This window comes from Sulfitobacter sp. DSM 110093, assembly GCF_022788715.1.
Lineage (GTDB): Bacteria > Pseudomonadota > Alphaproteobacteria > Rhodobacterales > Rhodobacteraceae > Sulfitobacter.
Genome location: NZ_CP085170.1, coordinates 103,294 through 117,172 on the forward strand (window position 1 = coordinate 103,294; position 13,879 = coordinate 117,172).

11 protein-coding genes are annotated in these 13,879 nt (G+C 60.4%); 10 read left to right on the forward strand and 1 reads right to left on the reverse strand.

The features are described from left to right. Position 1 precedes the first annotated feature (1 nt). Both DSM110093_RS19950 and DSM110093_RS19955 read left to right on the forward strand, forming a co-directional pair. Entirely contained in the window at positions 2-1,699 is a 1,698-nt protein-coding gene (locus DSM110093_RS19950; protein ID WP_243268460.1) for an aconitase family protein, read from the forward strand. Next, positions 1,692-2,723 (forward strand): proline racemase family protein, encoded by a 1,032-nt coding sequence (locus DSM110093_RS19955; protein WP_243268462.1) that lies wholly within the window; start codon positions 1,692-1,694, stop codon positions 2,721-2,723. The genes DSM110093_RS19950 and DSM110093_RS19955 overlap by 8 nt, the downstream gene beginning before the upstream one ends. Here the strand turns inward: DSM110093_RS19955 and DSM110093_RS19960 are convergent. After that, positions 2,720-4,279: an NAD(P)/FAD-dependent oxidoreductase gene (locus DSM110093_RS19960; RefSeq protein ID WP_243268464.1), complete on the reverse strand. Its 1,560-nt coding sequence runs from the start codon at positions 4,277-4,279 to the stop codon at positions 2,720-2,722. The genes DSM110093_RS19955 and DSM110093_RS19960 overlap by 4 nt on opposite strands. Before the next feature lie 103 nt (positions 4,280-4,382). On the opposite strand from DSM110093_RS19960, the gene DSM110093_RS19965 reads away from it, so the two are divergent. The 8 genes from DSM110093_RS19965 (at position 4,383) to oppB (ending at position 13,879) form a co-directional block, all read left to right on the forward strand. Then, a complete protein-coding gene (locus tag DSM110093_RS19965; RefSeq protein ID WP_243268466.1) occupies positions 4,383-5,951 on the forward strand; it encodes an NAD(P)/FAD-dependent oxidoreductase in 1,569 nt (522 codons plus the stop codon). A gap of 41 nt (positions 5,952-5,992) precedes the next feature. Next, positions 5,993-7,519 carry an ABC transporter substrate-binding protein gene (locus DSM110093_RS19970; protein ID WP_243268468.1) on the forward strand — a complete coding sequence of 509 codons (1,527 nt, stop codon included), beginning with the start codon at positions 5,993-5,995 and terminating at the stop codon, positions 7,517-7,519. 61 nt (positions 7,520-7,580) lie between these two features. Continuing rightward, positions 7,581-8,591, forward strand: coding sequence for an ABC transporter permease (locus DSM110093_RS19975; protein ID WP_243268470.1), 1,011 nt, complete (start codon positions 7,581-7,583; stop codon positions 8,589-8,591). Beyond that, positions 8,584-9,435, forward strand: coding sequence for an ABC transporter permease (locus DSM110093_RS19980; RefSeq protein ID WP_243268471.1), 852 nt, complete (start codon positions 8,584-8,586; stop codon positions 9,433-9,435). The genes DSM110093_RS19975 and DSM110093_RS19980 overlap by 8 nt, the downstream gene beginning before the upstream one ends. Then, positions 9,432-10,301, forward strand: coding sequence for an ABC transporter ATP-binding protein (locus DSM110093_RS19985; protein WP_243268472.1), 870 nt, complete (start codon positions 9,432-9,434; stop codon positions 10,299-10,301). Before DSM110093_RS19980 ends, DSM110093_RS19985 begins: the two co-directional genes overlap by 4 nt. Beyond that, the gene (locus DSM110093_RS19990; RefSeq protein WP_243268473.1) at positions 10,301-11,092 is read left to right on the forward strand and encodes an ATP-binding cassette domain-containing protein; all 792 of its coding nucleotides are present in this window, start codon (positions 10,301-10,303) and stop codon (positions 11,090-11,092) included. Before DSM110093_RS19985 ends, DSM110093_RS19990 begins: the two co-directional genes overlap by 1 nt. A 159-nt stretch (positions 11,093-11,251) precedes the next feature. Beyond that, complete coding sequence (locus DSM110093_RS19995; protein WP_243268475.1) at positions 11,252-12,868, forward strand: peptide ABC transporter substrate-binding protein; 1,617 nt, start codon at positions 11,252-11,254, stop codon at positions 12,866-12,868. Between the two features lie 93 nt (positions 12,869-12,961). Continuing rightward, positions 12,962-13,879 (forward strand): oligopeptide ABC transporter permease OppB, encoded by a 918-nt coding sequence (gene oppB / locus DSM110093_RS20000; protein ID WP_093928645.1) that lies wholly within the window; start codon positions 12,962-12,964, stop codon positions 13,877-13,879.

Below are 13,879 nucleotides of genomic sequence, written 5' to 3' on the forward strand. Positions count from 1 at the left end.
CATGGCGCAAATCATCGTTCCCGCCGAGGCCCAAGGCGCGGTGCTCGTCTCCTCCGAGGGGCTGAGTTTCTGGGGCGGCGTCGATCCGGCCAGTGGCAAGGTCATCGACGCGCATCACCCGCTTTGCGGGCAGTCGCTGGCGGGGAAAATCGTGTTGATGCCCACGAGCCGGGGTTCCTGTACCGGCAGTGGCGTCTTGTTGGAACTGGCGCTGAACGGCCATGCCCCCGCCGCCCTTGTCTTTCGGGAGGCCGAGGATATCCTGACCTTGGGTGCGCTGATCGCGGGGAAGATGTTCAACAAGCCGCTGGCGGTGCTGCGGCTCGGCGCAAAGGACTACGACCTGCTTGCCAAGGCGCGAAACGCGCGGATCACGCCTGAGATGCTCAGCACCGATGCGTGGGATTTGCCGCTGTCTGACCATCCCGCCCGCGATCTGCATCTCACCGCTGAGGATCAAGCAATGCTTGATGGGGCCGACGGTCCGGCAGTTCAATTGGCGATGGAGATCACCTGCACCATGGCACGCGGGCAGGGGGCCGAGAGGCTGGTCGACGTGACGCGCGTGCATATCGACGGCTGCATCTACGCCAGCCCGGCCAACCTGCTTTTCGCGCAGACCATGGCCGATATGGGATCACAGGTGCGCGTGCCGACCACGATGAACGCGATCTCGGTCGATCACGGCAACTGGCGCGCCCAAGGCGTGCCGCCAGATTTTGGCCTGCCGGCCAGCCGGCTGGCCGATGCCTATGTTACCATGGGCGCACGCCCCAGTTTCACCTGCGCGCCTTACCAACTGCCCGCCCCGCCCGAACGGGGGGAGTTCATCGCGTGGTCGGAGTCCAACGCGGTGATCTATGCCAATAGCGTGCTTGGCGCGCGGACGGTGAAACATCCTGATTTCCTCGATCTCTGTATCGCGTTGACCGGGCGCGCGCCGCTTTCCGGGGTTTACCTAGACGCCCACCGTGCCCCGCGTAAGGTGATCGAAGTAGAACTGCCAGCGCAGTATGACGAGGCAATCTGGCCAATGCTGGGCTGGCTGGCCGGACAAGCGGCAGCGGATCGGATCCCGGTTTTGCGCGGGTTAGAGAATGCCGCGCCGAATGAGGATGACCTGAAGGGGCTTTGTGCTGCTTTCGGTACGACTTCTGCTGCGCCGATGCTTCATGTGGCGGGGATTACGCCCGAAGCTGATCTTTCCCCAGTGTCCGAGGCCGATACCCTGCGCATCACATCCAAAGATTTGCGCCGGGTCTGGCAACAGTTCAACGCAGGGTCTGCGAAAGTCGACCTCATCGCCTTCGGCAGCCCGCATTTTTCTCATGCCGAATGCCACGCTTTGGATACAGCTTTGGCCGGGCGAAAACGTCATCCCGATACGGCGGTCATCGTCACCCTTGGCCATGACACTCTGAAAGCCGCGCGGGCCGACGGCACCGTGGCGCGGCTTGAAACGGCGGGGGTACAGGTGGTGCCAGACATTTGTTGGTGTTCAATTGCCGAGCCGGTCTTCCCGCCCTCCGCCAAGGTGCTGATGACCAACTCTGGGAAATACGCGCATTACGCGCCGGGCCTGTCGGGCCGCGCAGTGCGCTTTGGCAGTATCGCCGATTGCGTAGAGGCGGCGGTCTCTGGTGCCGCTGCGGAAGAGCCGCCTATGTGGTTGGCAGAGAAGGGAACGCAAGATGCGTAGCAGCAAAACGGTTCATGTGATCTCGGCCCATGCCGAGGGCGAGGTGGGCGATGTGATCGTGGGCGGTGTCACCCCGCCGCCGGGCGAGACGTTGTGGGAGCAAAGCCGTTGGATCGCGCGGGACCAGACGCTGCGCAATTTCGTGCTGAACGAGCCGCGTGGCGGGGTGTTTCGTCATGTGAACCTGCTCGTCCCACCGAAAGACCCCCGCGCCGATGCGGCCTTCATCATTATGGAGCCGGAAGACACGCCGCCCATGTCGGGCTCAAATTCGATCTGCGTTTCCACTGTCCTGCTTGACGGGGGTATCCTGCCGATGACTGAGCCGGTGACCGAACTGACCCTCGAAGCGCCGGGTGGGCTGGTGAAGGTCCGCGCGGAATGTCGCAATGGCAAGGCAGAGCGTATCTTTGTGCAGAACCTGCCGAGCTTCGCGGCCCGCCTTGATGTTCCGCTGGAGGTCGAAGGGCTGGGCACGCTCACCGTGGATACCGCCTATGGAGGTGACAGTTTCGTCGTCGTTGATGCTGCTGCGATGGGGTTCTCGCTTGAGGCGCATGAGGCCCATGATATTGCCCGTCTCGGGGTGCGGATCACGAATGCCGCAAATGCTGCGATGCGCTTTGAGCATCCCGATAACCCCGATTGGCAGCATTTCTCTTTCTGCCTTTTCGCCGGACCAGTGACCCGTGACGAGACCGGCCTGCGCGCCGGGGCGGCAGTGGCGATCCAGCCGGGCAAGGTGGATCGCTCCCCCACTGGCACAGCACTATGCGCGCGGATGGCGCTGTTGCATGCACGGGGGGAGATGGGCTTGGAGGGCAGCCTGACCACGGTCTCGCTGATCGGCTCAACCTTTACTGGGCGTATCTTGGGCGAGACCCGCGTCGGCGATCACCCGGCCATCTTGCCCGAACTCTCAGGGAGGGGATGGATTACGGGCGTTCACCAGCACATGCTGGACCCCGACGATCCGTGGCCCGACGGATACCGCCTGTCCGACACTTGGGGCGCGCGCGGCTAAGCGCCCATCCCTTTCGCCAAGTTGAACCCAGACCCCCCGCTCAAACCCGGGCCGGGGTGGGTCGAGGCGCCGATATGGTGCAGCCCCTTGATCGGGGTGGCGTAGTTCTTCTGTTCCGCAAAAGGCCGCCAGAGAAAGAACTGATCCAAGGTGCAGGCCCCGCCATAGGGGTCACCGCCCACCAGATTGACGTTCATCGCGGCCAGATCGGCGGGCGAATAGGCGTGCCGGGCGAGTTTGATTTCATCAAAGTTGCGGATGCTTTTGCGTAGAATATCTTCGATCCGGTCAGCGAAGGCTTCGCGCATCGCCTCGGTCCATTCAGGGGTGGTTTCGATCTCACCCGAAGCATCGCCCTTGATGACGCGCGGCGCGTCGGGGATTTGCAGCCAGAGCACCGCCTTCTCTTCTGGGCAGCGGCTGGGATCAAGGCGATGCGGTTGCCCGACACAGATTGTCGGCACCGCCGGAAGTAGCCCGCGCTCAGCCTCGTTACAGGCGCGCGAGACGGCGTCGATGCCGTCGGTCAGGTGGATCAAAGCGACATCCTCTAGCCCCTTGGCAACCCAATCGGGGTCACCATCCAGCGCATAGTGCAATTGGAAATTACCCCGCCCGTGGCGGAATTTGCGGCGATGTTCGGGGCGCGGTTGATCTTTTAACAAACTGTCGTAAAGCTGCCCCGGCGCGACGGATGCGATGACATTCTTGGCGTTGATCCTCCCGCCTGAGGACGTCTCAATCCCGTGCGCCTCTCCGTTCTCGACAAGGATACGGCTGGCTTCGACGCCGGTGCGGATTTCGCCGCCGTTTGCTACAATCAACCTCTTGAACGCCACCGCCATCTGTCCCGCGCCGCCCTTGACCACGGGCGCGCCTGCGGCCTCTAGCGCGAAGGCGATGACCCGGCTCATTTGCCCGCCATAGCTGGCCTCGGGTGTCAGTCCTACATGCAAGACCCAGGGCGCCCAAAGCGCCTGAACGTCTTCACTTTCATAGCGCGTCTCAAGCCACGCACGGCCCGGCTCCAACGCCTCACCGAACCATGATTTAAGCGGGCCGAGCCCTTTTTTCCACGCCTGTTTTGCCAGCAGCCATGCAGACTGGCGCGACCAGAGCGGCTGCCCCAGAAGCGCAAAAAGAAAATCCGCGTCCGCCTCAATCGCGCCCACATCCGCCGCGTGTTGATCCCCGTCCCCCGCCGCGCGCGCGTTGAAGGCTGCGACATTCGTCGCGCGGTCCATCTCCAGCCGTAGGGCTTGACCATTGGGGCGCAGGGCGGCGGTGGGATGCGGGCTGTGGCAGAATTCCAGCCCATGTTTGGCAAGATCATCGCCCAATGCACCATAGGCGGGGCCGGTTAGAAATAGAACGAAGGTCGCGGCCATGACGTCGTGGTGAAAGCCGGGCAGGGTGACCTCTTCGGTCATCATGCAGCCACCGATCCGGTCTTCGCGCTCGACCACCAGCACGCTGTCGCCCTTGCGGCTGAGCAGTGCCGCCGCGACCAGCGCGTTGATGCCGGATCCAATGATGATGTGATCGACATCAGTCATGCCCAATCCTTCCGCAAATGTTTTGTGACGTTCGAGATACTTGAAACAAAGCTAGACAAAAAAATATGCGTTTGCAATTATCTTGCTCAGGGAGAATTGGGAAATGACATCAAATGTTGATGCCGTCATCATCGGCGCGGGGCACAATAGCCTTGCTTGCGCCTGCCATCTGGCGGCGCAGGGCTGGCGTGTGGCGGTTTATGAGCAAGCGGGCGAACCGGGGGGTGCGGTCAAGTCGGGCGCCTATACGCAACCGGGGTTTCGGCATGACTGGGCGGCGATGAACCTGTCGCTCTTTGCGGGGTCAGCGTTCCATACGGACCACGGCGAAGAGCTTGCACGCCATGGGCTGGGCTTTGCGCCCACGGCGAACCCTTTTGCGAGCCTGTTTCCGGACGGGCGTTGGCTGGGCATTTCAAATGACCGCGCGCTAAACCGGGCGCGGATTGCTGGTTTCAGCGCGGCGGATGCCGAGGCGTGGGACCGGCTGAGCGATGATTTTCCTGCTGAGGCTGAGACAATTTTTGCCCTGCTTGGCAGCCCGATGCGGGCAACATCCCTCGCCAAACTCGGTTGGTCGACGCTCCGTAAACGCGGGGCGGGCGGCAGCCTTGACTTGGCGCAGTTTTTGATGATGTCGCCACGGGCTTGGTTGGATCAGACATTCGAAGATGATCGGGTAAAGGCCACTTTCGCCGCGTGGGGGATGCATCTGGATTTCGCCCCTGACATCGCCGGTGGCGCGCTTTTCCCCTATCTCGAAGCTATGGCAGCACAGGCCTTTGGCATGGTGTTGGGCCAAGGCGGGGCCGATACAGTAACCCGCGCGATGGTACGGATGATCGAAGCGCGCGGCGGCAGCGTCACCTGCAACGCAGAGGTAACGGGCATCGAAGAGGCCGGTGGCCGGGCGACCGGGATCACACTTTTCGATGGTCGCTTTATTGGGGCCGACAAGGCGGTGATCGCCAATGTCGCGCCTTCGGCTCTGCTGCGCCTGACCGGAGGCAGCGGGGACGCGCGGCATGATAGGGCGATGAAGTTCTTCCAACACGCGCCGGGTACGATGATGATCCATCTGGCGATGGACGCGCTGCCGAGCTGGCCTGCGGCTGAGTTGAACCGCTTTGCTTATGTGCATCTCGCCCCGTCGATGGACCAGATGGCGCGGACCTATGCGCAGGCCAAGGCCGGGATACTGCCGGATGAGCCGGTTATCGTTTGCGGTCAGCCGACAGTGGTGGACCCCGGCCGTGCACCAGAGGGGAAACATGTGCTTTGGCTTCAGGTCCGCATGGTGCCGGGGCAGATCCAAGGCGATGCCAAGGGTGAGATCGCGGCGCGGGATTGGGAGAGCGCCGCCGCGCCGATGGCTGAGCGCGCGCTTGATCTGCTGGAGCGCTACGCCCCCGGCACACGCGCCCGTATCCTCGACCGCCATGTGGTGACACCCGCGATGCTGGAGGCCGACAACCCCAACCTCATTGGCGGCGATCAGGTCTGCGGCAGCCACCACCTGCATCAACATTTCATGAACCGCCCCGCGCGCGGCTTTGCCGATGGCAGCACGCCGATCAGAGGGCTTTACCACACCGGTGCCGCTGTCTGGCCCGGAGGTGGCACGGGGGCGGGGCCCGGCACCCTGCTCGCCCGAAAACTCGCCGGAAAATAACAAAAAACTAAAAATAACCAATTCTCAGGGAGAGAAAGACAATGAAACTATCCAGACGTAGCCTACTCAAGACCAGCGCCGCGGCGGCAACCTTTGCCACTGTCGGCCTGCCCAGCTTGGCCCAAGAGATCAATGAATTGGTCATCGCCTATAATGTCAACCTGCCCAGCTGGGATCCGACCGTTGGCCCTTCGGCTGTGAACCCGACGATCCAAGGCTTCTATCAGTCGATCTTTGATCTCTACATCCCGCAGAACCCCGACCTGTCGTTTGGCCAAGGCTTAATCACCGATTATGGCTGGAACGACGATCAGACCAAAATTTGGATGGAGATCCGCGACGGGGTGACATGGCACAACGGCGATCCTTTCACCGCCGAAGATGTTGCATGGTCGCTTGAGCGTGCCGCCAATGCCGAGACAGGCAACCCGATCCAATTTATCTGGGGCAAGGTCGAAAACATCACCGCCGAGGGCAACCGCGTTACCGCCGATGTGAAGGAATATGAGCCGACGTTCTTTAAGTGGATGTCATTCCTGACTGGCTATGTTCTGCCCAAGAAATACTATGAAGAAGTCGGCGCAGACGGGTTTGAGGCCGCGCCCATTGGCACCGGCCCCTATATGGTCGAGAAATTCGAGCGCAATGCGTTTGTCCGGCTCAAGGCTAACGAGAATTACTGGGGCGGCGCGCCTGCGTTCAAGAATGTGACGATCAAATTCGTGACCGACGCGGCCTCTCGCGTGGCAGAGATTGAATCGGGCAACAGCCATGTCACGCTCGAAGTGCCTTACGAAGAGTTCGACCGCTTGAAAGCCAAAGACGGTATCGAAGGTGTGGCCGAGCCGATTTCCGACATCGGGATGATCTTCCTTAATGACATCGATGTGATGACCGACCCGAACGTGCGCAAAGCAGCAGCGCTGGCGATCGACAAGGGTCTTATCATTGAACGGCTGCTGTCGGGCTACGGTGTGGCAATCGACACGATGCAGACCCCAGACTATGCCGCCTATGATGAGACCATCACCGTCGGTCACGACATGGAAAAGGCCAAGGAACTACTGGCAGAGTCGGGCTATAGCGTCGATAATCCGGTGAAGTTCAAAATCCAGACCACTAAGGGCTTCAAGCCTAAGGATTACGAGATGGTGCAGGCCATTGTCGGGCTCTGGCGCAAGGTCGGGATCGAGGCCGAGATCGAGGTCTATGAGATCGCCAAACACTATGAACTGCGCGCGGCGGATACGCTGGCACCGGCAGCCTTTTATAACTGGGGCAACTCGGTGGGTGATCCGACAACCTCGACCGGATTTGCCATGTTCGGGCCTTCACCGCATTCGGTTTGGGATGGGGAAGAGACCTTTAACATGATCCTGCCGCTTTGGGGCGAGAAGGACGAGGCCAAGCGCATCGAAGGTTGGAAAGCCGTTGACCGTCATATCGCGGAGAACGCGGAGGTGATCCCGCTGCTGCAATATGTCCAGCCGATCCTGCATGTCGCGGGCGTGAATGTGGTGCCGCACCGCTCAGGCGCGCTGCTGCCGCATCTGATGACCCGCGCCTAACGCAAGCTGGATTTGACAGGGCGGCGTTTGTCGCCCCGTCCCCCCAACCTTCAGAGGCAAAATGACCCTATTGCGTAATATATTGATGCGGCTGCTCAGCACCGCCATCACGCTCTTTGGTGTGGCCGTGATCATCTTTGTGGTGATCCGTGTCGTGCCGGGCAACCCCATTGCCATGATGCTCCCCCCCGGCGCGACAGAGGCCGATATCGCCCGGCTTCAGGCGCAATATGGGTTTGATAAGTCGATCTTTGAGCAGTTCATGATCTGGCTGGGCGGGGTGGTTCAGGGTGATTTCGGCACATCGATCTCGCTGCGACAACCGGTGAGTTCGTTAGTGTTAAACCGTCTGCCCGCAACGCTGGAGCTAAGCATTGTCGCTTTGCTGATTGCGGTGGTGATCGGAGGGACGATGGCGCTGACTGGCACGCGCTGGCGCAATACCCGCAAAGAGGGGGCCATTGACGTATCGTCCGGCATGGCGCTGTCGATCCCGGATTTCCTTTGGGGGCTGGTGTTGATCCTGCTCTTTGGCGTGCTCTGGCCGGTGTTTCATATTTCTGGCCGCATTTCCCCGGCACTCAACATTGATTTCACCACCAATTTCTACCTTTTCGAAGCCCTGCTGCGGTTGCGTTTTGACGTGCTGGGCGACCTGATCGGCCACATGTTCATGCCCGCGCTGGCGCTGGCAATCCCATTGTCGGCGATCATCGCGCAGCTGCTCAAGCAAAGCCTGAAAGAAACCATGCATCTTGATTACGTTACCCTGTCGCGCACCCATGGCTATGGCGAACACCATGTCATCACCCGCGATGCGCTGCCCAATGCAATTCTGCCGACGCTGACCTTGGTGGGGGTGCAGTTTACCTTTCTGATCGGCGGCACTGTCATCATCGAGCGGCTGTTCAGCTACGAAGGCCTGGGCAATATGGCAATCGACGCTGTGATCAACCGCGACCTGCCGCTGATCCAAGGCATCGTGATCCTTTTTGCGCTGATTTTCACCCTCGTGAACCTAGCGGTCGACATGCTCTATGTCGTGCTGAACCCGAGGTTGCGCCATGCGTGATGCGAGAGGTGATGTAAAACGCCCCATCGGGCTGCGGCTTTGGCTATCGGGCGGTTGGCTGATCCTGCTGGTGTTGGCAGCTTTGCTGGCACCGTGGATCGCCCCGCAGGATCCGCTGGCGCAGGATCTCTTCACTTCACGCCTGCCGCCATTTTGGGAGGCAGGGGCCGAGCCGGGCTATTGGCTGGGGTCGGACTCACTGGGCCGCGATGTGCTGAGCCGTATCATTCATGGCGCGCGTCTGGCGCTGATTGTGGCGCTGGTGGCGGGCACGCTGACCTGCGTGATCGGCACGGGGTTGGGGTTGATCGCGGGCTACTATCGCGGCTGGCCGGATCGGATCATCAGCCGCTTTGTCGACATCTGGATGGCCTTCCCGCCGGTACTTTTCGCCATTCTGCTGATCGCGGTACTGGGCACCGGCCTCACCTCAATCATTATCGCCATCGTGGTGATCGACTGGACCCGTTTCGCCCGCGTGATCCGGGCCGAAGCGATGACCCAAGGCGCGATGGATTATGTCGCCTCTGCCCAAGTCGCGGGGCGCAAACGGATGGGAACGATGCTAACCGAGATCTTGCCGAACGTGCTGCCCACGATCATTGCGCTTCTGACGCTAGAGATGGGCATTGCCGTAATCGTCGAAGCAATCCTGAGCTTCGTGAACCTGTCGATCTCGACCGATAGCCCCACGTGGGGGGGCATGATCTCCGAAGGGCGCACCTCGGTCCATCAGGCGTGGTGGGTGTTGGTCTTTCCGTTGGTCACGTTGTTTCTGACGGTGCTCAGCTTCTCTCAACTAGGCGAAGGGTTGAAAGACCGCTTTGATCCGGTGCTGCGATGAATGCCTTTCTGGAAATCCGCAACCTCTGCGTCACGCTGAAAGGCGGCGCGCCGATCCTGCGCAATGTCTCGCTCAGCGTCTCGGCGGGGCAGGTGCATGGGCTGGTGGGCGAAAGCGGCGCGGGCAAGTCGATGATCGGCAAGGCCGTGCTGGGCACTTTGCCGCGTGCGCTTGCGGTGACGCGGGGCGAGATTTGGCTTGATGGGGTCGATCTGCAAACCCTGCGCCCGGCTGAACGTCGCCGCCGTATCGGCGCATCGGCGGCGCTGATCCCACAAGATCCGCTGACCGCACTCAACCCCGCGCGGCGCATTGGGCCGCAGATCACCCGGCGGTTGGTGGATATCCTCGGTTGGTCCCGCGTGGATGCTGAGGCGCGTGCGCTGGAGCTGTTGGCAGAGGTCCAGATCCCCGACCCGGCGCGCGTGATGCGCAGCTACCCGCATGAGCTATCGGGCGGCATGCGCCAGCGCATCCTGATTGCCGCCGCCTTTGCTGCCGAGCCGAAGCTCATTATCGCAGATGAGCCGACCACGGCCTTGGATGTGACGGTGCAAAAGCAGATCCTCCGATTGATAGCCGACATGCAGACGCGCCATGGGACGGCGCTTTTGTTCGTGACCCACGACCTTGGCGTCGTGTCCAAGGTCTGCGACACGCTCAGCGTGCTTTATGCAGGCAAGGTCGTGGAAGAGGCGCAGATGCGGCGGTTTTTCATGCATCCGATACATCCCTATTCCGCGGCACTCTTGGCGGCGACACCAAGTTACAAAGACCCCGAAGGGTCGCTGACCCCGGTGCAGCAATCGGTGATTGATCAGGTTGAGCGCGAAGTGACGGACCACGACCGGAGGGCGGGCCTTTGATGTACCAAGTGAGAGACTTGCGGCTGTCTTTTCCCGACATGACCCGCAAACCGTTGTTCGGCGCGGCCCCACGGATCGAAATCCTGCGCGGGCTCAGTTTCGATGTGCCGAAAGGTGCCGTACTTGGCATCGTCGGCGGATCGGGTTCGGGCAAATCCACATTGGGCCGCGCCATGCTGCGGCTGTTGGAGCCGACGGGCGGCAGCATCATCTTCAACGGGCGCGACATTACCCATTTGGAGGAGGACGCCATGCGCCCGATGCGTGCGCAGATGCAGATGATTTTTCAAGACCCGATGTCCTCGCTCAACCCGCGTCGGCAGGTGGGGGGCATCATCGCCGGTCCGCTGCGGGTGCAGGGGCATGACGGCATCCCCGCCAAGGTGACAGAGGCGCTGGACATGGTGGGGCTGCCGCGCAGTTTCGCCAATCGCTATCCCCATGAACTCTCAGGCGGGCAGCGGCAACGTGTCGGCATCGCGCGCGCCATTGCGCTCAGGCCCGAGTTCATTCTCGCGGATGAGATCGTCTCAGGGCTTGATGTATCCTCGCAGGCGCAGGTGCTGAACCTCTTGCAGGAACTGGTGCGCGAACTGGGGCTGACCTTGGCCTTTATCAGCCATGATATGTCGGTGATCCGGCGGCTTTGTGATCAGATCATCGTGCTCTATCAGGGGGAGATTGTGGAGCAGGCGCAAACCGCAGATCTCTTTGCCGCGCCACAGGCGGAATACACACGCAAATTGCTGGATGCGATTCCGTTGCCTGACCCGGATCAAGTCTGGGTCTGACAGGTAAAAATTATTGACGATAAGGCTGGTGCTGAGTTTCTTGCTCGGCGCTATGCCGCCGTCTTTGGCTTACGCGAGGCAACGTCTTGCATGTACTCTCTGTTTTCGATTGATTACTTTTCAATCAGAACACGAACTTCCAAACAACGGAGAGTCACCATGAAATTTCGCACCACACTTGCATCCTCTGCACTGGCGCTCGGCCTTGCCTTTCAGGCGCAGGCCGCCGATGTGCCTGAGGGCGTGAACCTTGCCGAAGATCAAAACTACACCTTCTGGCTGCTCGACGCGATCAAGTCGATGGACCCGCAGATCAACACCGATGTCGAAGGTTCTGACGTGCTGCGCAACCTTTTTGAGGGGCTGTATAACGAAGACGGCAACGGCGAACTGGTGCCGGGTGTGGCGCTGGATCATGAGGTTTCCGAAGACGGTAAAACCTATACCTTCAACCTGCGCAAGGATGCCAAGTGGTCGAACGGTGAGCCGGTCACCGCAAACGATTTCGTCTATTCTTGGCGCCGCTTGGCTGACCCAGCGACCGCGTCGGAATACGCCTGGTACATGGAGCTGATGCAGGTCGAAAACGCGCCTGAAATCATCGCAGGCGACACATCCGCCGAAGATCTGGGCATCCGCGCGGTCGACGATCACACTCTTGAGGTCAAGATCACCACGCCGCTGCCCTATTTCCCGCAAATGTTGGTGCATGGCTCAATCTTCCCCGTGCTGCAAAGTGCGGTCGAAGAACATGGCGATGACTGGACCGATGCGGGCACATTGGTCGGCAACGGCGCCTATAAACTGGTCGAGCATCAGTTGGGCGAACGTGTCGTGATGGAGAAGAGCGACACCTATTGGGATGCCGACAACGTGGTGATGGAAACGATCACCGCGCTGACCATCAATGACGTGAACCAAGCGCTGACCCGCTATCTGGCAGGTGAGCTGGACCGCGTGGATATCCCCGCCGGGCAGTACCCGCGCCTGAAGAAAGAGTACCCCGAACAGGCGGTCTCAACCCCCTATAACTGCTCTTACATCTATATGCTGAACGTGGGCGAGAAGGGGCCGGAGGCGTTGAAAAACGTCAATGTGCGCAAAGCATTGGCTTATGCCATCGACCGCGACATTATCGTGGAGCGTATTTTGCAAGGCGGGCAAAAGCCGTCTTACAACTGGACCCATTGGGCGATTGCGGATTTCGAACGTCCCGAGTTGGATTGGGCCGACAATATGGATCAAGCGCAGCGCGTGGAGAAAGCCAAGGAATTGCTGGCCGAAGCAGGCTATGGCCCCGACAATCCACTTGATCTGACGCTGCAATATAACACGTCGGAAGATCACAAAAAGATCGCCATCGCGGCCTCGCAGATGCTCAAGCAGATCGGCGTGAACCTCACGCTGGATAACTACGAGTGGAAGGTCCACACCGACCGGATGCAGAACCAGGACTACGATATGGCGCGCTATGCGTGGTGCGGGGACTACAACGAAGCGTCGACCTACCTCGATCTGCTGACCTCTTATTCGGGCCACAACAACGGCGAGTTCTATAATGACGCCTATGACAAGCTCATGAAGGACAGCAAAACCGCCGAAGACCCGCAGCCGCTTTACAAAGACGCGGAGCGCATCTTGGCTGAGGAAATGCCGATCATTCCGATCTACCACTATGCTAACGTCGACATGATCGCGGAAGACATCGAAGGTCTGCCCGAGAACAACGTGAACAACACGTGGTACGGCAAAGACCTCTATCGTACCGCAGAGTAACCTCTCGACATTCGGGCAGCCCGGCGGTTAAGGCACGGGCTGCCCGATTCTATTCTATACCCCCACAACCCCCGTATCCGGAGCGCACGCCTCTTGCTCAGCTACATTCTCAAGCGCCTTGCGATTGCGATCCCGACACTTTTGGTGTTGATCGTGATTTCCTTCCTGCTGATGCATTCCGCCCCCGGCGGGCCGTTCACATCCGAGCGGGAATTACCGCCGCAGGTGCTGGCCAACCTCAACGCGAAATACGGGTTGGATGATCCGTTGTGGAAACAGATCGGCAGCTATGTCTGGGGCATTGTTTCTGACTTCGATTTCGGGCCGAGCTTTGTCTACAAAGACCGTTCGGTGAATGAGATCATCGCCCAAGGTTTCCCGATCACGCTGACCTATGGGCTGTTGTCCTTTGCCGTGGCGGTGATCGTCGGCGTTGGCCTTGGCGTGGCCGCAGCGGTGCGGCACAACTCACTGCTCGATTATGTCGCGGTTGGGGTTTCCATCGGGGCGCAGGTCTTGCCGAATTTCGTCATGGCGCCGATCTTGGTGCTGGTCTTTACGCTCTGGCTTGGTTGGTTGCCCGGTGGTGGCTGGCAGGGGCCGGAATACTGGATCATGCCGGTGATTGCGCTGTCGACTTCTTTCATGGCCTCGATTGCTCGGATCACCCGCTCGTCGATGCTTGAGGTGCTGACCTCGAACCACATCCGCACCGCGCGGGCCAAGGGGCTGCCCGAACGCCGGGTGATCCTGCGCCATGCGCTGAAACCCGCGATGCTGCCGGTGATTTCATATCTGGGACCGGCCTTCGTGGCGATGATCACCGGCTCTGTGGTGGTCGATATTTACTTCTCCACCGGCGGCATCGGCAAGGCTTTCGTCGATTCAGCGCTCAACCGCGATTACGCGGTGATGATGGGCGTGACGATCCTCGTTGGGGCGCTGACCATCTTCTTCAACCTCGTGGTCGATATCCTTTACGGGTGGATCGACCCCAAGATCCGGTACTGA

Bases quoted from the DNA above. Each gene is read 5' to 3' on its own strand.
- DSM110093_RS19970 (WP_243268468.1), top strand. From the start codon at position 5,993: ATGAAACTATCCAGACGTAGCCTACTCAAGACCAGCGCCGCGGCGGCA.
- DSM110093_RS19960 (WP_243268464.1), bottom strand. From the start codon at position 4,279: ATGACTGATGTCGATCACATCATCATTGGATCCGGCATCAACGCGCTG.
- DSM110093_RS19990 (WP_243268473.1), top strand. From the start codon at position 10,301: ATGTACCAAGTGAGAGACTTGCGGCTGTCTTTTCCCGACATGACCCGC.
- DSM110093_RS19965 (WP_243268466.1), top strand. From the start codon at position 4,383: ATGACATCAAATGTTGATGCCGTCATCATCGGCGCGGGGCACAATAGC.
- DSM110093_RS19950 (WP_243268460.1), top strand. From the start codon at position 2: ATGGCGCAAATCATCGTTCCCGCCGAGGCCCAAGGCGCGGTGCTCGTC.
- DSM110093_RS19980 (WP_243268471.1), top strand. From the start codon at position 8,584: ATGCGTGATGCGAGAGGTGATGTAAAACGCCCCATCGGGCTGCGGCTT.
- DSM110093_RS19975 (WP_243268470.1), top strand. From the start codon at position 7,581: ATGACCCTATTGCGTAATATATTGATGCGGCTGCTCAGCACCGCCATC.
- DSM110093_RS19985 (WP_243268472.1), top strand. From the start codon at position 9,432: ATGAATGCCTTTCTGGAAATCCGCAACCTCTGCGTCACGCTGAAAGGC.
- DSM110093_RS19955 (WP_243268462.1), top strand. From the start codon at position 1,692: ATGCGTAGCAGCAAAACGGTTCATGTGATCTCGGCCCATGCCGAGGGC.
- DSM110093_RS19995 (WP_243268475.1), top strand. From the start codon at position 11,252: ATGAAATTTCGCACCACACTTGCATCCTCTGCACTGGCGCTCGGCCTT.